The 19,535-nt window shown below is 49.2% G+C and carries 17 protein-coding genes; 3 read left to right on the top strand and 14 right to left on the bottom strand.

Features of this window, described 5'->3' with window-relative positions; genetic code table 11:
* Positions 1-15 precede the first annotated feature (15 nt).
* The 5 genes from ACTHTG_RS09890 to ACTHTG_RS09910 all read right to left on the bottom strand — a co-directional run bounded on the left by ACTHTG_RS09890 (position 16) and on the right by ACTHTG_RS09910 (position 8,368).
* A complete protein-coding gene (locus ACTHTG_RS09890; protein WP_004518841.1) occupies positions 16-1,644 on the bottom strand; it encodes a sigma-54-dependent transcriptional regulator in 1,629 nt (542 codons plus the stop codon).
* On the bottom strand, positions 1,637-3,223 hold the full coding sequence (locus ACTHTG_RS09895) for a two-component system sensor histidine kinase NtrB (RefSeq protein ID WP_004518842.1): 1,587 nt from the start codon (positions 3,221-3,223) through the stop codon (positions 1,637-1,639). Before ACTHTG_RS09895 ends, ACTHTG_RS09890 begins: the two co-directional genes overlap by 8 nt.
* Positions 3,224-3,292: 69 nt before the next feature.
* Positions 3,293-5,596: a DNA topoisomerase IV subunit A gene (gene parC / locus ACTHTG_RS09900; protein ID WP_308538521.1), complete on the bottom strand. Its 2,304-nt coding sequence runs from the start codon at positions 5,594-5,596 to the stop codon at positions 3,293-3,295.
* Positions 5,597-5,804: 208 nt separating this feature from the next.
* Positions 5,805-7,127 (bottom strand): MFS transporter, encoded by a 1,323-nt coding sequence (locus ACTHTG_RS09905; protein WP_440360664.1) that lies wholly within the window; start codon positions 7,125-7,127, stop codon positions 5,805-5,807.
* Positions 7,128-7,324: 197 nt separating this feature from the next.
* Positions 7,325-8,368 carry a LacI family DNA-binding transcriptional regulator gene (locus ACTHTG_RS09910; protein WP_308538522.1) on the bottom strand — a complete coding sequence of 348 codons (1,044 nt, stop codon included), beginning with the start codon at positions 8,366-8,368 and terminating at the stop codon, positions 7,325-7,327.
* 258 nt (positions 8,369-8,626) lie between these two features.
* On the opposite strand from ACTHTG_RS09910, the gene pgi reads away from it, so the two are divergent.
* Positions 8,627-10,267, top strand: a complete 1,641-nt coding sequence (pgi, locus tag ACTHTG_RS09915; protein WP_070695292.1) for a glucose-6-phosphate isomerase — start codon at positions 8,627-8,629, stop codon at positions 10,265-10,267.
* Positions 10,268-10,438: 171 nt separating this feature from the next.
* Here the strand turns inward: pgi and ftnA (ACTHTG_RS09920) are convergent, their stop codons facing one another.
* A complete protein-coding gene (gene ftnA / locus ACTHTG_RS09920; protein WP_003686798.1) occupies positions 10,439-10,936 on the bottom strand; it encodes a non-heme ferritin in 498 nt (165 codons plus the stop codon).
* Between the two features lie 16 nt (positions 10,937-10,952).
* A complete protein-coding gene (gene ftnA / locus ACTHTG_RS09925) occupies positions 10,953-11,438 on the bottom strand; it encodes a non-heme ferritin (protein WP_003686837.1) in 486 nt (161 codons plus the stop codon).
* A gap of 910 nt (positions 11,439-12,348) precedes the next feature.
* Between ftnA (ACTHTG_RS09925) and ACTHTG_RS09930 the strand changes: the two genes are divergently transcribed.
* Both ACTHTG_RS09930 and ACTHTG_RS09935 read left to right on the top strand, forming a co-directional pair.
* The gene (locus ACTHTG_RS09930) at positions 12,349-12,522 is read left to right on the top strand and encodes a hypothetical protein (protein ID WP_224783520.1); all 174 of its coding nucleotides are present in this window, start codon (positions 12,349-12,351) and stop codon (positions 12,520-12,522) included.
* A gap of 257 nt (positions 12,523-12,779) precedes the next feature.
* Positions 12,780-14,057 (top strand): AmpG family muropeptide MFS transporter, encoded by a 1,278-nt coding sequence (locus ACTHTG_RS09935; RefSeq protein ID WP_234395970.1) that lies wholly within the window; start codon positions 12,780-12,782, stop codon positions 14,055-14,057.
* 73 nt (positions 14,058-14,130) lie between these two features.
* Here ACTHTG_RS09935 and hpf read toward each other — a convergent pair whose 3' ends face one another.
* The 7 genes from hpf to ACTHTG_RS09970 form a co-directional block, all read right to left on the bottom strand.
* Positions 14,131-14,445, bottom strand: a complete 315-nt coding sequence (gene hpf / locus ACTHTG_RS09940; protein ID WP_004518850.1) for a ribosome hibernation-promoting factor, HPF/YfiA family — start codon at positions 14,443-14,445, stop codon at positions 14,131-14,133.
* A 49-nt stretch (positions 14,446-14,494) separates the two neighbouring features.
* Positions 14,495-15,850 carry an RNA polymerase factor sigma-54 gene (gene rpoN, locus ACTHTG_RS09945; protein ID WP_004518851.1) on the bottom strand — a complete coding sequence of 452 codons (1,356 nt, stop codon included), beginning with the start codon at positions 15,848-15,850 and terminating at the stop codon, positions 14,495-14,497.
* A 165-nt stretch (positions 15,851-16,015) separates the two neighbouring features.
* Complete coding sequence (gene lptB, locus ACTHTG_RS09950; protein WP_003679854.1) at positions 16,016-16,750, bottom strand: LPS export ABC transporter ATP-binding protein; 735 nt, start codon at positions 16,748-16,750, stop codon at positions 16,016-16,018.
* Positions 16,751-16,820: 70 nt separating this feature from the next.
* Positions 16,821-17,351: a lipopolysaccharide transport periplasmic protein LptA gene (gene lptA / locus ACTHTG_RS09955; protein WP_049328829.1), complete on the bottom strand. Its 531-nt coding sequence runs from the start codon at positions 17,349-17,351 to the stop codon at positions 16,821-16,823.
* Complete coding sequence (gene lptC, locus ACTHTG_RS09960) at positions 17,332-17,913, bottom strand: LPS export ABC transporter periplasmic protein LptC (RefSeq protein WP_440360663.1); 582 nt, start codon at positions 17,911-17,913, stop codon at positions 17,332-17,334. Before lptC ends, lptA begins: the two co-directional genes overlap by 20 nt.
* Entirely contained in the window at positions 17,910-18,446 is a 537-nt protein-coding gene (locus ACTHTG_RS09965) for a KdsC family phosphatase (protein ID WP_440360662.1), read from the bottom strand. The genes lptC and ACTHTG_RS09965 overlap by 4 nt, the downstream gene beginning before the upstream one ends.
* Positions 18,447-18,512: 66 nt before the next feature.
* Positions 18,513-19,487 carry a KpsF/GutQ family sugar-phosphate isomerase gene (locus ACTHTG_RS09970; RefSeq protein ID WP_063076105.1) on the bottom strand — a complete coding sequence of 325 codons (975 nt, stop codon included), beginning with the start codon at positions 19,485-19,487 and terminating at the stop codon, positions 18,513-18,515.
* Between the last annotated feature and the right edge of the window lie 48 nt (positions 19,488-19,535).

Raw genomic sequence — 19,535 nt, forward strand, 5'->3', positions numbered from 1 at the left:
GGCCGTCTGAACGTTTTAATTGATGTCCAAGCGTTCCATACGGTAGCGCATAGAGCGGAAGCTGATGCCCAAAAGCTTGGCGGCTTGGGTACGGTTGTAACGGGTTTGCTGCAAAGCCTGCTCGATGATGCTGCGTTCCACTTGGTCGAGGTAATCCTGTATCTGCATGGTGCGTGGATCAAACGGTGGAATGGGACTGTGATTGAGCGTAGTTTCACGCGCGTCGGGTTCGGCAATATCGTCAAAAGAGAAGCCGCTGCGTTCTGCCTTAACCTGCGGAGCATTTTGAATCTGCAAGTCGTCCACTTGTATCACTTGGCCTACCGTTAGCGCAACGGCGCGTTCGAGGATGTTTTCCAACTCACGGAAGTTGCCGGGATAGCTGTAATGCAACAGGGCTTCTTGGGCTTTCGGGCTGAGTTTGTAGGTTTGATTGCCGTGACGGTGTTTATACAGCAGATACAGAATCAGCGCGCCCAAGTCTTCGCGCATTTCGCGTAAAGGCGGCATATGCAGAGAGACTACGTTGAGGCGGTAATACAAGTCCTGACGGAATGCGCCGCTTTCAACCAAAGCTTCGAGGTTTTTATGGGTCGCACAAATAATGCGCACATCCACAAAGGTTTCCCGCGCATCGCCGATACGACGCACGGCTTTTTCTTGAATGGCGCGCAGGAGTTTGACCTGCATGGCAAGTGGCAAATCGGCAACTTCATCAAGGAACAAAGTGCCGCCGTCAGCGTGTTGGAAAAAACCTAAACGGTCTTGATCCGCACCGGTAAAGCTGCCTTTTTTGTAGCCGAAAAATTCGCTTTCCATCAGGTTTTCAGGAATGGCACCGCAGTTGACGGCAATAAATGGTTTGTCGGCGCGGTCGGACAGCTCGTGAATCGTGCGCGCCGCCTGCTCTTTACCCGTACCGGATTCACCGGAGATATAAACAGGAACAAGGCTGCGGGCCAATCTGCGAATCAGGTGGCGTACTTCGACCATTTGCGGCGAAGTACCCAACAGGCGCGGCATATCGTCCTCGCCTTCCAATACAGGTGCGTCTTGTTGCAAAGCAGGATTGATGCTGCCGGCCGAAAAACGCTCTTTTAAGGAATTGAGCCCTTCCGGAACAGTCAAAGGCCGGTTAAATTCACTCTGTACGCTCTTAGGAGGCGTAACGACAGGCTTAGCCGGCTGAGGTTCGGGTTTATACAGGGCGGCAGAAACAGGCGCAGGCTGCGATTTGACTTTTTCAGACGGCGTGGGTTCGGCAGTATTGTCTGAAACCGACACTGCCGATTTAACCAATGAACGCAACTGCGACAGCGTAATCGGTTTTTGCAGATAATCAAACGCCCCTGCTTTCAAGGCTTCAACAGCTTGGTCGGCATTGCCGAAAGCCGTAATCACGGCGACGGGCGTATCGAGCATCAGTTCATCGATGTATTGGACAACCTCGAGGCCGGAGCCGTCAGGCATACGCATATCGGTCAACACCAGCGAATAATCGTTGTTGTCCAGCTTGTCTTTAGCCTCTTCAACACCAGCCGCAGTATCGACGTGCAGACCCATTTTCATCAGGGTCATTTCCATCAGGTCGCGGATGTCTGCCTCGTCATCGACAACCAAAACCGGCTCTTGCAATTTATTCATCCTGCGCTTGCTCCTTCGGTAAAATCAATTCAAACCCGTTCATTTCAGGGTGATAATGCAGCTGCCCCATATTGGCGTGTGCCAACTCGCGTGCGACGTAAAGCCCCAAGCCGGTGCCTTGTTTTTCGGTGGTGTAAAACGGCTCGAACAAATGATTTCGTACATCGGGCGGCACGCCTTTGCCGTTGTCCGCCACGACGATGGAAATATGCATCCTGCCGCTTGAACGGATAAGGACGGTAATGGCGTTTTCGTCCTGACGGCTGTGTCTCCAAGCGTTGTTGCACAAGTTCCACATCACTTGCTGCAAATGCATGGGGTCAACCAATACGGTCAGATTGTTGCCGTCCATATTCATACGCAGACAACCGATGGCATCGGGATTATTCAAGGTAAATTCCTGCTTGAACTCTAACCAGAATTTCATCAGATTAATCGGCTGGCGGCTGATGTTGTCTCGTTTGTTAAGCAGGGATACGTCTTCCAACATCTTGTCGATACGTTGGATATTGCTGTCGATGATGTTGTAGAGCTTGGCCTTGAGCGGATCTGCCTCATCGCCTTCCTGCAACAAATCGCTGGCATGACGGATGGCGGACATCGGGTTGCGGATTTCGTGGGCGAGGTTGGCAGTCAACTGTCCGAGCGAAGTCAGCTTGGTGGACATGGCCTCCGCAGCCACTTCACGCAATGAGCGGACGTACAACATCAGCAGCTCGGTTTGCTCCTGAATCAGCGGAACGGCTCGGACGTGCATGGCGTGTTGGAAAATATGGATATCGGTTTCAAAAGGTTTGTCGGGTTGACGCTGCCAGCGAGCCACCAGTTCGCCGAACACGATTTCCTGCTGATCGATAATCAGGCTGGGGAAATAGATTTTTGCCTGTTTGTTAAACAGCCACACGCGTTGGGTCGCATCAATCACCACAACCGCTTCCTGTACGCGGTTCAAAACCAAATGGTTCAAGCCGCTGATACGGCGGTAGGCCAGTTGATGGCGGCTGGCGGACTCTGTGGCCTGCTCCAGATAACGGGCGGCAAACGAGGTCAGCATCGCCACCAGATAGCTGGCGCCGATCAGCATCAAAGAATTCGCCACTGATTTTGCATCCCAATTAAATGAATCGAAACGCATACTGCCGTCTAAAAACAGGTTCAAAATAAACAACATTGCCGTATAGCCTGCATACAGCATAGGATAGTGGCCATAACTGAGCAGACACGACGTGGCGACAAACGGCAAAACCAAAATTCCGAAACCAGAAGCCGTACCGCCGGAGATATACACCAAAACCATCATCATGGTGATGTCGACCACGGCACTGGCATTGGGCAAATCCAAAGACTGCCACTGCCAGCCCGGGCGGAGCACGGAGAGCATAATCAGGAAGAAATACAGCGTTACCCAGATATAAAACTCAACGGCCGGCAACGAAACGCCAATCAGGTTGCCACCCGTGTAGCTGCCGAACGCGTGCAAAACCAAAAGCGGCAAGACGATGGCTATTCGGGCAATGTTGATTACACCGGGAATCCGCTCCCTCAGATTACCCAGTTCTTGAAGATTGGCTCTGTTCATAAGTGAACCTTTTTTATTATCATGCAATGTCGTATAAATTTAATTTATTTAGATATATTTGTTCTTGTTTCAGGACAAACTTTTCAGACGGCCTGATATTTCCAATACCTTGCCTTTTTTACCGCGTTTGCCGTCAATATCGGCAATACGCAGTTTTTCCTGATGTTCTGCGCCGCGTCGGCCGACCGATACAACGGTAAACTCAGGAGAGGTCGTCACCATAATGTGTTCCAAAGATGCACCCTCAGCCAACGACATCAGCTGCAAACCGCGGCCTTTAGGCATGACTTTGAGTTCGCCGATGGAAAACGCCAAGAGACGGTGGTCGCTGCTGGCCAGTACGACTTTGCAGTCGGGATTGATCAGCGAAGAAGCATAGACGGCAACCGGCGGCAGGACGGTTTCGCCGCTGTCCACGGTCATGATCACTTTACCCGCTTTCACGCGTCCGATCATATCGGCCAACTTGGTGATAAAGCCGTAGCCGCCGCTGCCTGAAAGCAAGTAATGCTGTTCGGGCTGACCAGTGAGCATGGCGACGGGTTTCGCGCCGTTTTGCAGCTCGATTAAGGATGAAACCGGCACGCCGTCGCCGCGTCCGCCGGGGATTTCGGCGGCATCAAGCGTATAGGTTCTGCCCAATGAATCCAGGATGACGACGGGTAAAACCGTGCGGCCTTCGATGGTTTGCTTGAGGCGGTCGCCTTCTTTGAACGCGGTTTGGCTCAAATCAAGGTTGTGTCCGGCACGGCTGCGTATCCAGCCTTTTTCCGACAGAATCAGCGTGATGGGTTCGTCGGCGGTGGTTTGTGTCAGCACGGCGCGTCCGGCCTCTTCCACCAGCGTGCGGCGCGCGTCACCAAACTGCTTCATGTCCGCCTGCATCTCTTTGATAATTAGCTTACGTTTTTCGTTTTCGTCGCCCAAAAGAATATTCAGACGACCTTGTTCTTCGCGCAACTCGTTCAATTCTTTTTCGAGTTTGAAACCTTCCAAACGCGCCAACTGACGCAGGCGGATTTCCAAAATGTCTTCGGCTTGGATTTCGGTCAGCCCGAACGCCGCCATTAAATCGGCTTTCGGATCATCTGATTCACGAATGACTTTAATCACTTCGTCAATGTGCAGAAAGACTTTCAGACGGCCTTCGAGGATGTGCAACCGTTTTTCCACTTGACTCAAACGGAATTTCAGACGGCGTGTTACGGTAACGACGCGGAAATCCAACCATTCCTGCAAAATCGTTTTCAGGTTTTTCTGCGCAGGGCGGTTGTCCAAACCCATCATTACCAAGTTCATGGACACATTGCCTTCCAGAGAAGTCTGCGCCATCAGCGTGTTGATGAAAGTATCCGTATCGATGCGGCTGGATTTTGGTTCAAATACAAGACGCACAGGATGTTCGCCGTCTGACTCGTCGCGCACGCGGTCGATTAAATCCAGCATCAGCTTTTTGGTGTTGAGCTGGTCTTGGTTGAGCTGCTTTTTTCCCGCTTTCGGTTTCGGGTTGGTTTGTTCTTCGATTTCGGCAAGGATTTTGGCGGAATTGGCGTTCGGCGGCAGCTCGGTCACAATCACGCGCCATTGCCCGCGCGCCAGCTTCTCGATTTCGTAACGTGCACGCACGCGCACACTGCCTTTACCGGTTTCGTAAATCCGGCGCAATTCATCCGCCGGCGTAATGATTTGACCGCCGCCGGCAAAGTCGGGCGCAGGGATATATTGCATCAGGTCGGCGGTTTCCAGCGACGGTTTTTTTAACAGCGCAATCGCCGCCTGCGTGACTTCGTTCAAATTGTGCGACGGAATTTCGGTCGCCATGCCCACCGCAATGCCCGACGCGCCGTTGAGCAACACCATAGGCAAACGGGCGGGCAGGTGCAGCGGCTCGTCAAACGCGCCGTCGTAGTTCGGCACAAAATCTACCGTCCCCTGATTGATTTCGGACAACAGCAATTCCGCAATCGGCGTCAGTCGCGCTTCGGTGTAACGCATCGCCGCCGCTCCGTCGCCGTCGCGCGAACCGAAGTTGCCGATGCCGTCGATTAAGGGATAGCGCAAGGTAAAATCCTGCGCCATTCGCACCATCGCTTCATAGGCGGAACTGTCGCCGTGCGGGTGGTATTTACCCAAAATTTCGCCGACCACGCGCGCCGATTTCACCGGCTTCGCCCCCGCCGTCAAACCCATATCGCGCATGGCAAACAAAATACGCCGTTGTACAGGCTTTTGGCCGTCTGAAACTTCAGGCAGCGCGCGGCCTTTGACCACGCTCATGGCGTATTCGAGATAGGCGCGTTCGGCGTATTGACCTAACAGCAGGTAGTCTTCGCCGATAGGAGATGGGCTTGGAGCGGAAATGTGTTCTGTCATCAGGATGGTAAAACGAAATAAATTAAAGGAGGATATTGTAAAGCAAAATCGGTAGTCATAGCCAATTTGAGTGATGAACGGTAGTGCAACGACAATAAGGCTTGCCGAATCAGGTCAGCAAATGGAATCCGTTTCTGCCAAAAAGGCCGTCTGAAACCATTTCATGTTTCAGACGGCCTTTTCATTTTGGTTTTAAATCAAAACTTCGTTATTCTGCAGTAGCCGGTTTGGCCGCAGTTTTAATGGTTAAGGTCACCGCTGCGGCAATGGCCAGGAAAACACCGGCAAAAGTCATCGCGTTGGCAGGGTTTGAACCCAAGAAAGTTCTGTACACCCAGCCGAAAGATACGGTTTCAATCAGCATTGGAATCACAATCATCATGTTCACAATACCCATGTACACGCCGTAACGTTCTTTAGGGATAGAGCCGACCACAATCATAAACGGCACGCCCATCATACTTGCCCAACCGACACCGAAACCAATCATCGGCGCAAACATCAGGTATTTATTACCGATGTGCGGAATGGTAAGCAATGCCAGCGCGGCAAGGGTTACGGCAAAGGCGTGAACATATTTGGCGGCGTATTTGCGCGCCATCCACATCAGGCCGAAAGCGGAGATAAAGGTTACCACGTTGTAAAAACCGTTTACCAGGCCGGTCCATGCAACCGCTTGGCTATACGCTTCGGTATTTTCAACGGTCGAATCCCAGACGGATTGGACGATACTGTGGGAAATATATTGCCAGTAGATGAAGAGCGCGTACCATTGGAAGAGATACACCAAGGCCAGTTGCCACAGGGCAGTCGGCATTTCGCGCACGGCAACGACAATATCTTTAACAGCATGGGCCGGACCGCTCGGCTGGGCTTTAATGGCCGCCATTTCTTCAGGGCTGGGCTCGCGTTCGGCCGTTGATAAAACGGTAACCAAAACCGAACCGATGGAGCAGACCGCACCAATATAAAACGAACCGAATACCCAATACGGAATGCCCGCTTCGGAGGTTTGTTGCAACCAGCCGATTTGTTGGAAGATGTAGAGGGAAACGTTGGCCAGGGTAATACCCAAACCGGTAAACACGGACTGCATCAAGAAACCGGTGGATTGCTGGTGTTCAGGAACGGTATCGGCAATAAAGGCACGGAAAGGTTCCATTGCCGTGTTGTTACTGATGTCCAAGAGCCACAGCAGCAATACGGCCACCCACAAGGCGGTAACGTGCGGATAGATAAAGAGGCAGAGGCTGCAACCGATGGCGCCGATCAAGAAATACGGACGGCGGCGGCCCAATCCCGGCACCCAAGTGCGGTCACTCATCGCACCAATCATCGGCTGTACCAGCAAACCGGTAATCGGGCCTGCCATATTCAAAATCGGCAATTGGCTCGGGTCGGCATGAAGAAAACTGAAAATCGGATTAATTGCAGTTTGCTGCAACCCGAAGCTATATTGAATACCGAAGAAACCGAAGTTCATCAGCATAATCTGGCGAAGTGTCATCGCCACTTGTGGGGAGATTTTCATAGGAAGGCTACTCCTGGGTAATAAACTATGGAAACAACAAACTCCAATTTCAGCGGTATGACGCTTTTATTATATTTGGGCTGCCCTTTTTACTGAGGCAACTCCGTTTTCAGACGGCCTTTATTTTGACCGTTTACATGAATCTTATTTTGATGTGTGTTTGTGTTGTTTAAAGCTTATTTTCAGGCCGTCTGAAACTATTTATTAATCACAGACTGACGCCAGATGGTTTCCCCAACGACCTTGACTGGCTGAACCGCACCGGTCGGATGTTCGATGTATTGGAACAGCAAATCCGCAGCCATCGCGCCCATACGCAGATACGGCAGTTCGGTACTGGTCAACGGCGGAAACAGCGTCTCCGCAATCGCGCTGTGGTTATCATATCCGGCAACAGAGACTTGCTTGGGAACCCGCACGCCGCGCGTCCTCAAAATCCCGTACACGCGTACTGCCATTTCATCGTTGCCGCAGCAAATTACCGTCGGCGGAATCGGCAAAGACAACAGTTTCAAAATAGCCGAAATCAAAGATCCGCTGTCATTGCTAAAGTCAGGATAACCAGTTTGCACCAAATCAGGATCGAAGACAATATCCGCATCAGCCAAAGCACGGCGGTATCCGGCCAATCTCAATCTCGTCGCTTCCACGCCCGGCTGCAAAGTCACATAAGCAATCCGTTTGTGTCCGCTTTGGATAATCCGGCGCACCAAGCCATACTGCCCTGCTTCATCGTCCGGCAAAACCGACGGCGTACCTGCCAAATCGAAACAGTTGACCAACACCATCGGGCAACGGTTGGGCACTTCCGGCAGCAATACTTCCTGATGGAAACCGGCCACATATAAAATCCCCTCGGCACGATGCTCCATAAAGGTACGGATCAGCGGCTCCATCTGACCGGGCTGCCCTGGCTTGTTGTCGATGTCGGCAATCATCAAAATCTTGCCTTGTGCACGAATCTGCTGCTGAATGCCCTTAATCAAGAACATATCCGGTATGCCGTGTCCGCCCGTATTCTCGCCTGTCCGCGAAATGGCGCCGGTAATCAGACCGACCAAGCCGGAACGGTGTGACCGCATAATCCGCGCCGCAGAAGACGGGATATAGCCCAAAGCAGCAATCGCTGTTTCTACTTTAGAACGGGTTTTATCACTGACCGGCGCATCGCCGTTAATCACCCGGCTGACCGTCTTGGGAGATACCCCGGCATAAGCAGCGACATCATAAATTGTAGCCATCTTACGGACCCGTCCCGACAAGATTTCAATAATGTTACATAGGATAACACAGCAGACATCGGTGTCATACCCCTTTTTTTTACAGAAACTTGATGATAATCAATCATTTCTTTTTCATTTTGCATACATTTCTTAAACAAAAACACCCCCGCCACCTCCCAAAACCTGTTCAAATTTGTTAAACTACAAGCCACTACAAAAAAGCAGGAAATACCTATCTATCCTGCTTATTTTACCGTTACATACTAAGGAAACGAGATGACCGCATACTCAGACGCATGGCAGGCCTTGGAAGCCCATCATGCCGATACGCAACACGTTACCCTGCGCGAACGTTTCGCTGCAGATGCCGAACGTTTCAACAATATGCACGAAATTCTGCACGGTTTGTTATTTGATTACAGCAAAAACCGTCTGGATGAAAATACCCTTGATTTATTGTGCCAACTGGCCGAAGCAGCCGATTTGCCACAATATATGCAGGCCATGAGCAGCGGTGAAAAAATCAACACCAGCGAACACCGCGCCGTTCTCCACACTGCTCTGCGCCTGCCTGCCAATGCCAAACCTGTTTACGTTGACGGCGAAAACATCGTGCCCAATGTTCATCACGAACTCAACCGCGCACTCGAGTTCGCACGCCAACTTTTAGACGGCACCCACGCAGGCATTACCGGCAAACCGATTACCGACCTGGTTCACATCGGCATCGGCGGCTCCGATTTAGGCCCGCGCATGGCCACACAGGCGCTGCAACCCTATTGGCAGAACATCCGCGTCCACTTTGTCAGCAACTCCGATGATGCCGACCTGACCCAAACCCTTCTCGGTCTCAACCCCGAAACCACCGTATTCAGCATTGCCAGTAAATCATTCCGCACACCAGAAACCCTGCTCAATGCCTATGCGGCGCGTACTTGGTACCGTGATGCAGGTTTGCCTGATTCCGGCATCTACCGCCACTTCTGCGCCATTTCCGCCGATGTGGCCGCAGCCCAAAATTTCGGTATCTCCCCCGACAAAGTCTTTGCTATGTCCGACTGGGTCGGCGGCCGCTATTCCGTCTGGTCGCCTATCGGCCTGCCGCTGATGGTTGCAGTCGGCGAAAAAGCATTCCGCAAAATGCTTGCCGGCGCACACGCGATGGACACCCATTTCTTCGAGGCCCCATTCCGCCGCAACATTCCCGTCCTGATGGCACTCATCAATGTTTGGTACAACAACTTCCAACATTCAGACGGCCAAACCGTTGTCCCATACAGCCACAATATGCGCCTCTTTACCCCATGGCTCAACCAGCTCGATATGGAAAGCCTCGGCAAACAGCGTACTTCAGACGGCCAACCCGTTTCCTGCACCACCGGCGGCATTGTCTTCGGCGATGAAGGCGTCAACTGCCAACATGCCTACTTCCAGCTTCTGCACCAAGGTACGCGTCTGATTCCCGTTGATTTCATCGTCCCCATGACCACAATCTACGGCAACCACCGCCAACACCGCTTTACCGTTGCCAATGCCTTCGCCCAAGCCGAAGCGCTGATGAAAGGCAAGACCTTAGACGAAGTACAAGTCGAATTGGCCGCACTGCCCCAAGACGAACGCGACCGTCTTGCGCCGCAAAAAGAATTCCCCGGCAACCGTCCGAGTAACAGCTTGCTCATCGACAGCCTGACACCTTTCAACCTCGGCATGCTGATGGCAGCCTACGAACACCGCACCTTCGTTCAGGGCGTAATTTGGCGTATCAACCCCTTCGACCAATGGGGCGTGGAATACGGTAAAGAGCTGGCCAAAACCATCGAACCCGAACTCGAACGCGGCACCCCGGCACACGACAGCTCCACCAACGGTCTGATTGCCTTCTACCGCAACTGCAACGCAGCATCGAAGGCCGTCTGAAAATAAAATATCCGTAAGACAAGCATATCTGCCTGTCTTACGGGCATTTCAAAACCTAATCGGCGGTAAGAATGAACCGTTAAAGCACCGCACTTTTAGACAAAAGTAGCTAGATTTTGATATAAAAAAAGGCTAAATCGATAATGACTTAGCCTTTTTCATCAGACTTGATTAGTTGTTTGTTGTTAATGCGCCTAAATCTTTATCAACTAAGAACAAACCTTTACCATCTTCACCAAGAAGATTTAATTTATCCAAAATTCCACTGAATAATTTTTCTTCTTCATGTTGTTCAGCCACATACCATTGTAAGAAGTTAAAGGCAGAGTAGTCTTTCTCTTCAAAAGTTCTACCAACTAATTCATTGATTTTAGAGGTAATTAACTTTTCATGTTCATAAGTTAATTCAAGTACTTGTTTCAATGATGAAAATTGATGAGGTGGTTCATCAATTTGTGTGATGATAGCCAATGCGCCGGTCTCATTTAAATAAGTGAAGAGTTTACGCATATGCTGCATTTCCTCAGCCGCATGCTCTGATAAAAATTTTGCAGCTCCTTCGAAACCTTGTTGTTCGCACCAGGCGCTCATTTGTAAATATAAGTTAGAAGAATAAAACTCTAAATTCATTTGATCATTTAATAGTTTAATCACGCTATTTGATAACATTTTATTTCTCCTATTCTTATAAAGTTTTTAATTCACGATCAATGTAGTAGAGCGCTGTACCACTTTCACCAAGAAGTTTGAATTTATCAACAATACTGTTAAATAATTTTTCTTCTTCATGCTGTTCAGCTACATACCATTGTAAGAAGTTAAAAGTAGAGTAATCCTTTTCTGCAAAAGTACTCTCAACTAACTCATTAATTTTAGATGTCACTAGTTTTTCGTGTTCAAGTGTTGTTTCAAAAACTTCTTTTAATGAAGCGTAATCGTGTTTAGGGGCGTCAATTTTACCTAACAAAGGCATTCCACTGGTTTCGCTCACATAAGTAAACAACTTTTGCATATGTTCCAATTCTTCATCGGCATGACGAAGTAAAAATGCTGCAGCGCCTTCATAACCATGTTTATGGCACCATGCACTCATTTGCAAATAGACATTTGATGAATACAACTCGAGATTAATTTGTTCGTTTAATTTTGCTGTAATTGACTTACTTAGCATAACTAACTCCTTTTCTTAATGCGGTTAATAGATGTATCACAATACAAAATTTGTATTTGCGGATGAATTTTACTCATTTTATTGAGAATAGTCAATTTTATTTTATCAATTTTTATTGTAACCCATTAATTTAAAAGGATTTTATAAATAAATCATTCTCATTTAGTTCCATTTAATGAAATGAGTTATCAATATCGCCTTTGCCTAAATTCTCTAGAGAAATGATGAGGTGTTGGAAGGAGAATCGTAGATTTCCAAAGTTTTTTGCTCTCACTTATCAACTCCAAAATACTGGATAAATAGAAAACATGAAAATTCAATGTTTTTTATAGAATTACGCATCAAAGCGATATAGTTTCAAAGTAGGTTATCCTTAATATTTGAATGTGACAATTACCATTTATTATTTAACATAATATACATATTGTTGAAAAATCTACTGGTTAACTTCAATCAGGGAAAGCATGAAGAAGTTAGGAAGTTGGTTGGAAAGTTGATTAGGGTAGATTTTATTCAAATGAAAGACTAGGCTATGAAATCAAAATTTGTGTATAAGTTACTGGTAATTTCAAAGTACCTGTACATTTTAATTTGTATATCAATACCAATCGTTTTTATTTATGAAAGCTACCAAGGAGATAATGTTGATTTTATGATTTATATTCATGCTTTTATTATTTTTTCCATATTGGGTGTATTAACTCAATATTCTACATCTAATTTTTTTGAAAAGGAAAAATAACATGATTGAACTATCCATTGAGGATCTGGAACTAATTTATGGAGGAGGCTTAGGAGAGAGAATCCTTCAAGGAGGAGCAAATGGTGCATAAATAGGAGGATCAATTGGTGCAGGTATTGGTCTGGTGTCGGTATAGCTTTTGGCAGTATTCCTGCCGGACCAGCTATTATGGTCGGTGGCACAATTGGTGCTGCTGTTGGTGCTGCAACTGGTATGGGTGTTGCAGCATATGAGTATTACCAAGAAACTCAGCCTAAAGGGACAGTAACGGTCGGTCCGATTTCTGCTTTTGCTGTGGACAAATCAGGAAACGGCTACACTGACGGCACAAATTACCACTGATATTTCTCATCGTTCAAACGATCTCTAGGGGTCGTCTGAAACTTTCTTAACTTCAATTTTATAAATACACCCAAGCAACCCTTCTTCCGTCCTGAAGTCTCCGTTGCCCGCCAAACCAGTTGTTCCAACAAAAGGCCGTCTGAAACTTAATTTGTCAAAGTTTCAGACGGCCTTTATTCAATAAAGATAGCAGAAGCTCATTCGCCATATCCCCCATCTTTGCTACAATATCCCTTTTCTTTTTTATTGATTCCACTATGACCACCGCACCCCAAACCAGCACTTGGCGCAAGATTTTCTCGCGCAGTATGCTGATTTGTATCTTTACAGGCTTCACTTCGGGGTTGCCGCTTTATTTTCTATACAGCCTGATTCCAGCATGGCTGCGTAGCGAACACATTGATTTGAAAACCATTGGCCTATTTGCATTGATTGGTTTCCCCTACACTTGGAAATTCATCTGGTCACCTCTTTTGGACACCGTACGCCTACCATTTTTAGGTTTACGGCGCAGTTGGATGCTGATTACCCAAATAGCACTCCTATTGCTTTTGGCTTCCTATGCATTTGTCCGACCACAAGAGCATTTATCCATCATCTTAGGCTTAGCTTGTGCTACAGCATTCTTCTCCGCCAGTCAAGATATTGTGATTGATGCATTCCGACGCGAAGTACTGTCAGATGAAGAATTGGTATTAGGCAACTCGCTGTATGTGAATGCCTACCGTATTTCTTCATTAATTCCGGCCTCATTAAGTCTGATTTTGGCCGACAGATTACCTTGGTCAACCGTCTTCATCATTACTTCCCTGTTTATGATCCCAGGTTTACTTGCGACCTTGTTCATAGCACGCGAGCCAGATCACTCAACTCTTGAAACCAAAGGCTTAAAAGAAACCGTTATCGAACCATTTCACGATTTCTTTACCCGCCAGAGTGTGAAGCAGGCTTTGACTATTTTGGCGTTCATCTTGCTGTATAAACTGGGCGACAGCATGGCAACTGCTTTGGCTCAGCCGTTTTATCTCGATATGGGCTTCTCTAAAACTGATATTGGTCTGATTGGAAAAAACGCAGGTTTATGGCCGGCTGTAATTTTTGGCGTTATCGGTGGCATTTGGATCACCAAACTTGGGGTTAATCGTGCTCTGTGGTTATTCGGTTTGATACAGTGGGTCACCATTTTAGGCTTTGCATGGCTGGCAAGCTTCGGACATTTTGACCATGTCGGTGCATCGGAACGAATCTTTTTAGCGGTTGTAATTGCGGCTGAAGCAATCGGCGTCGGCTTAGGCACAGCAGCGTTTGTCTCGTATATGGCGCAACAAGCCAATACGGCATTTACGGCAACACAATTAGCCCTTTTTACAAGCCTATCTGCCGTACCGCGTACATTCATGAATGCAACGGCAGGCTATCTGATTGAAGCGATGGGTTACTTCAATTTCTACTGGCTGTGTTTCGCTTTGGGCATACCGGGTATGTTGCTGCTGTTTAAAGTGGCACCGTGGAATGGTCAAAAAGTGAGTAACTAGATTGCCAGTCTAAAACTTCTAGTAAAACAAAAGGCCGTCTGAATATTCAGACGGCCTTTATCATACAAAAGCTTTATTCGGCAGCAGGTTTGACAGTACTGCGGACATCGCCGCTTTTTTCTTTATGTTTCAAAACAGCGCGGTCGAGCTTGTCCATCAAAACATCAATTGCGGCGTACATATCCTGTTCAATCGCTTCAACGTGCAAATCTTTGCCTGCCAGATGGACATCGGCTTCGGCTTTTTGACTGACTTTTTCCACCGAGAGCGTGATGGTCACGGAAATGATGTTGTCGGCGTGGCGACTGATTCGTGCCAACTTGTCGGAAACGTAGTTTTTGATGGCTTCGGTAACATCAAAATTCAGACCGGTGATTTTCAGATTCATGATACAGCTCCTTCGGTTGGTTAGTCCGTCAAAACGGATCGGAATATATCTACTCGGTAAATTTTCGTTTGTGTGCCGGTGGGATGTCTAATGATTCTCTATATTTAGCAACTGTACGTCTGGCAATTTCAATGCCGCGTTGTTTTAATAATTTGACGAGGGTCTCGTCCGAATAGGGTTTGCTGCTGTCTTCACTTTCAATCAACTGGCTCAATACGGCTTTGATTGCGCCTTGGCTGAACCCTTCGCCATCATCATCGGCATTGACTGCCTGTGTGAAGAAATAGCGTAACGCAAACAGGCCGCGCGGGCAAGACAAATATTTCTGATTGGCGGCACGCGAGATGGTACTTTCCGCCAAACCCAATTCGGCGGCGGCATCTTTCATCAGCATGGGAGACAGGCCGATTTCTCCGAAGATGAAAAAATCTTCCTGATTTTTGACGATATACTCGGCAAGGCGGAGGACAGTGCTTTTACGCAGCTCCAAAGAATCAATGCGCTGCTTGGCTTCGTTGATTTTTTCCTTCCACTCCGGTGCGCCCTCTTCCTCTGATTTCATCAGGTCGCAATATTCCTGATTGAGCTGCAGCTTCGGCCAAGCCGCTTCGTTGCTGATGACTTCCCAGCCGTCCTTGCCCTCTTTGACCCAAACGTCAGGCTGAATATAAGGCGTAGGCGTGGCAGAGGCGAAGCCGTAGGCTGGATAGGGATTGAGCCCGGCAATCATATCGAGCGCGGCTTCTATGGTTTTGCTGTCGGTATCGGGATAAAGTTTGCGGAAACGCAGAACGTTTTGTTTGCGGTTTTTGCCTAAGTCTTGAAGCGAACTTTGCACCAAATGCGCGGCCATTTGTCGGGCAGGAGAAGCCGGCAAACGCATTAACTGCAACATAAGCGACTCGGTCAAATCCGCCGCCGCCACGCCGGGCGGCTCAAAGGTTTGCAATACATCCAGCGCGTTTTGCAGGGCTTCTTCGTCCAGCATCCATTCCAACGGCGTGTGGTCGATAATTTCTTCGAGGCTGTCGGTGAGGTAGCCTTGTTCGTCCAAAAAATCAATCAAGACGTGAACATAGGCCGCTTCCACTTGCGAGAGCGGATGCTCGCACACTTGGGCATGCAGATAGTGTTTGAAATCCTCTTCTTCGGCGATGTTGCTCCAAATATCTTCGGCATCGTCGCCGCTCAACTGCTGACCTGCGCGCGGCATGGTTACCGCACGGTTGAGCCCGCTATCGGCAAATTCATCGCTTTCCGGACGCTCAAGCAGAGGATTGTCTGACAACCAGTCTTCCACTTCGCGCTCAAGCTCAAGACCCGACATCTGCAAGATGCGCAGAGACTGTTGCAGCCGCTGGTTGAGCTGCTGGGTCTGTTTGAGTTTAAGGACGAGTGAAGACATAGTGTTTAATTCGAAATGTATGGATAGTTTTTCAGACGGCCTTTATACGGCAGGCCGTCTGAAAGATTAGTTTATCGGTATTATATTTGTATTTTTAGTGATTATTCCAATATTTATAGCCGCCCTCAATTGAAATGAGGGTCTCATATACCGTCAAATATGCATTCAATATTTGAAATTTTCACCCAAATAAACCGAACGGACTTGTTCATTGTTGACTAAATCATCCGGCTTGCCTGAAGCCAATACCGTACCGTCGCTGATGATGTAGGCACGGTCGCAGATGCTGAGGGTTTCGCGCACGTTGTGGTCGGTAATCAATACGCCGATACCGCGTGATTTGAGGAACTCGATGATTTTCTGAATATCGATGACGGCAATCGGGTCAACGCCGGCAAAAGGTTCGTCCAACAAAATGAAACGCGGCTGCATGGCCAACACGCGCGCGATTTCGACACGGCGGCGTTCGCCACCGGACAAGGACGGCGCAGGGTTGTTGCGCAGGCGCTCAATATTCAAATCTGCCAACAGTTTTTCAAGTTCGGCATCGATGCGGCTTTTGTCCTTCATGCTGATTTCCAAAATGGCGCGGATATTTTGTTCCACGGTCATTTTGCGGAAAATCGAGGCCTCCTGCGGCAGATAGCCAACGCCGAGGCGGGCGCGTTCGTGAATGGGCAGGTGGCGCAATTCTTGGCCGTCCAACATTACGCTGCCTGCATCGGCGGCAATCAGGCCGACTATCATGTAAAAGCTGGTGGTCTTACCCGCGCCGTTGGGGCCGAGCAGGCCGATGACTTCGCCGCTTTCGATTTCAAGGGAGAAGCTTTTGACGACTTGGCGTTTTTTGAAACTTTTTTGCAGGTTTTGAACCACAAGACGGCTGTTGTTTGCGCTCATATTCTGTTGACTTTCGATATTGACCTCAGGCCGTCTGAACCTTTTTCAGACGGCCTTTTTGTGTGTTTTCTTATTTGTTTTTCTGCGTGCTGGACGGCTGGATGACCACGCTGACGCGGCCGGATTTGGCGGCGGATTTCACACCGGATTTGGCGCTGCCGTTGATGGTGTAAACCTCGGTTTTGGTGTTGTAGGTAATGACCGCACCTTCGGCCACATCGCCGCCGCGCTGTACTTTGGCATTACCGGTCAGGGTAACCAGACTGGCTGCGGAAGAATACGTCACGGTATTGGCTTGGCCGTTGACCACGCCTTTACCGCCGTCCAACTCTTGGCTGAATTTGACGGGCGAACCGGTGGCTTTCATCAACTGCTCGCTTTTGTCGTTGCGTGAAACGGTTACGCTGCCGGCACGGATATTGAGCGTGCCTTGTTTGATGATGACGTTACCGGAAAAGGTGGTGCTTTGGTTGTTTTGGTCAAGCGAGCCTTGGTCGGCTTCGATTTGAATCGGCTGCTTGCTGTCGCTTTGCAGTGCAAAGGCCGGGCTGGCGGCAAAAACGGCAACAAGGGCTAAGGTTTTACAAATTTTTTGTATCATAAATTGTGGCTTTCACTTTGGAAGGGAAATTCAGCAAACCGGTTTTGTGGTCATAAGTCATGCCGTTTGCCTGACCGCCGGACTGTCCGTATTGGAAAGTAACGGGACTGTCGGTATGGGCGTATTGCGCTTCGGTATCGACATTCAAGCGTTCGGTTTTGACGATGCCGGCCAAACGCTTGGCATCTGCCGCTTTGTTCAAGACAACATTCTGTTCAAAAAAGACTTTCTTGTTTTGAATATTGTACGCTGCTTTGTCACTGCCGACTTCGTACAGCAGGCTGCCATCGCGGTAAAACGAAAGATGCGGTTTGTCCAAATGCACATCCGCGCTATTCGGATATTGGATGGCATCGACCGCGCTCAGGTTTTCTTTCAGACGGCCTTCTTGGTCAAAACGTTTGCCGTTGATGCCTTTCATCGAATATTGCGGCTCATTCGGATTGAGGACGACTTCTTCGACCTGCACTTCGCTGATGCGGCCGAGCCACGCCGCCAATGCGCCGAGTGAAACGGCCAACACCAGCGGAAAGGCGATTCCGTAACGCCATCTGATTTTCATCGTACATACTCTTTCAAAGCAGGTTCAAGCGTACCTTGCGCCTGCATAATCAAATCGCACACTTCACGCACCGCGCCTGCGCCGCCGGATCGTCGGGTTACATAATGGGCGTATTGCAAAGTAAACCAATGCGCTTCAGGGACGGCGACCGCCAATCCGCAACGCACCATCACGGGCAAATCGACAACATCGTCGCCAACAAAGGCGCACTCATGCTCCTCCACACCGGCCTGTTCGCGTAATTGGGCGTAGGCAGCACGTTTGTCATGAATGCCTTTGAAGTAATAGTTGATACCGAGCTGCTTCACGCGGATACCGACGGAAGGCGCATCACGGCCGGTAATAATCGCCGTTTGCACGCCGCCGGTCTGAAGCATTTTCAAACCGTGTCCGTCCAAAGTGTGGAACGATTTGATTTCTTCGCCGTTGTCGCGGATAAAAATGCGGCCGTCGGTCAAAACGCCGTCTACATCCAGTATCAGCAGTTTGATACCTGAAGCGCGTTGTTGCAGGTCGGAAGAGAGGTTTTGCATAAGGTTTCCTTATTTCAGACGGCCTATTCTAACATAAGGCCGTCTGAAAACGTTTTTGCCGTCGTTTCAGACAATTCGTGCCATCAATAAATCGTGCATATTCAGCGCACCAATCAATACGCCGTTTTCTTCTACCACCAGCAAACCGTTCACATGGCCGCTTTGCATGGCTTTCAGAGCTTCGGTGGCAAGGCGGTCGGCGGAAATGGTTTTCGGCGAAGCGTGCATGATGTCGTCCACTTTCAAACCGGCAAAGCTGTCGCGTTCTTGAAACAGACGGCGCAAATCGCCATCGGTAAATACGCCTTTCAGACGGCCTTCGGCATCGGTTACCGCCAACATGCCCAAGCCTTTTTCACTCATGCGGACAATGGCTTCTTTCAACGGCGTACCCAACAAAACGGCTGGCAGGGCTTCGTCTTTGTGCATAATATCCGCCACGCGCAGCAGCAGGCGTTTGCCCAAGCTGCCGGCCGGATGGCTTAAAGCAAAATCGTCCGGCGTAAACGCACGAGCCTGCAGCAATACCACCGCCAGCGCATCGCCCAAGGCCATCACGGCGGTCGTACTGGAAGTCGGTGCAAGGCCGAGCGGACAAGCTTCTTTGGAAACCGCCGCGGTAATATGGATATCGGCATGGCGCGCCATGGTCGAAGTCGGATGGGCGGTAATGCAGATCAGCGTGATGTTTTTGCGTTTCAACGCCGGAATAATCGCTGCAATTTCATCGCTTTCTCCGGAATTGGAAATGGCAACCACGACATCGTGGTCCACAATCATGCCCAAATCGCCGTGCGCCGCTTCGGCAGGATGGACGAAAAACGCAGGCGTGCCTGTCGAAGCCATGGTTGCCGCCATTTTGCGGCCGATGTGTCCGGACTTGCCCATGCCGGTAATGACGACCCTGCCCTTGCAGTGCAACAACGCTTCTGCCGCACGGACAAAATCATGATCCAAAGCCGCTGCAATTTCACGCAAACCTTCGGCTTCCGTATCTAATACATCACGCGCCCAGTCGAGATAAAGTGTGTTTTCCGCCATCAAAGCCACCTTTCGTGCTTGAATTTAGGTTTGTTTTGCCCAAATTAA

It is taken from the genome of Neisseria sp. P0017.S009 (genome assembly GCF_051957375.1).
In the GTDB taxonomy this organism is placed as follows: Bacteria; Pseudomonadota; Gammaproteobacteria; order Burkholderiales; family Neisseriaceae; genus Neisseria; species Neisseria perflava.

Excerpts from the sequence above, each read along its gene's own strand:
- lptB (WP_003679854.1), bottom strand. The coding sequence starts at position 16,750 with ATGAGCGCAAACAACAGCCGTCTTGTGGTTCAAAACCTGCAAAAAAGT.
- rpoN (WP_004518851.1), bottom strand. The coding sequence starts at position 15,850 with ATGTCTTCACTCGTCCTTAAACTCAAACAGACCCAGCAGCTCAACCAG.
- ACTHTG_RS09970 (WP_063076105.1), bottom strand. The coding sequence starts at position 19,487 with ATGGCGGAAAACACACTTTATCTCGACTGGGCGCGTGATGTATTAGAT.
- ACTHTG_RS09965 (WP_440360662.1), bottom strand. The coding sequence starts at position 18,446 with ATGCAAAACCTCTCTTCCGACCTGCAACAACGCGCTTCAGGTATCAAA.
- ACTHTG_RS09930 (WP_224783520.1), top strand. The coding sequence starts at position 12,349 with ATGGTCGGTGGCACAATTGGTGCTGCTGTTGGTGCTGCAACTGGTATG.
- hpf (WP_004518850.1), bottom strand. The coding sequence starts at position 14,445 with ATGAATCTGAAAATCACCGGTCTGAATTTTGATGTTACCGAAGCCATC.
- lptC (WP_440360663.1), bottom strand. The coding sequence starts at position 17,913 with ATGAAAATCAGATGGCGTTACGGAATCGCCTTTCCGCTGGTGTTGGCC.
- parC (WP_308538521.1), bottom strand. The coding sequence starts at position 5,596 with ATGACAGAACACATTTCCGCTCCAAGCCCATCTCCTATCGGCGAAGAC.
- ACTHTG_RS09895 (WP_004518842.1), bottom strand. The coding sequence starts at position 3,223 with ATGAACAGAGCCAATCTTCAAGAACTGGGTAATCTGAGGGAGCGGATT.
- ACTHTG_RS09935 (WP_234395970.1), top strand. The coding sequence starts at position 12,780 with ATGACCACCGCACCCCAAACCAGCACTTGGCGCAAGATTTTCTCGCGC.
- pgi (WP_070695292.1), top strand. The coding sequence starts at position 8,627 with ATGACCGCATACTCAGACGCATGGCAGGCCTTGGAAGCCCATCATGCC.
- ftnA (WP_003686837.1), bottom strand. The coding sequence starts at position 11,438 with ATGCTAAGTAAGTCAATTACAGCAAAATTAAACGAACAAATTAATCTC.
- ACTHTG_RS09890 (WP_004518841.1), bottom strand. The coding sequence starts at position 1,644 with ATGAATAAATTGCAAGAGCCGGTTTTGGTTGTCGATGACGAGGCAGAC.
- ACTHTG_RS09905 (WP_440360664.1), bottom strand. The coding sequence starts at position 7,127 with ATGAAAATCTCCCCACAAGTGGCGATGACACTTCGCCAGATTATGCTG.
- ACTHTG_RS09910 (WP_308538522.1), bottom strand. The coding sequence starts at position 8,368 with ATGGCTACAATTTATGATGTCGCTGCTTATGCCGGGGTATCTCCCAAG.
- ftnA (WP_003686798.1), bottom strand. The coding sequence starts at position 10,936 with ATGTTATCAAATAGCGTGATTAAACTATTAAATGATCAAATGAATTTA.
- lptA (WP_049328829.1), bottom strand. The coding sequence starts at position 17,351 with ATGATACAAAAAATTTGTAAAACCTTAGCCCTTGTTGCCGTTTTTGCC.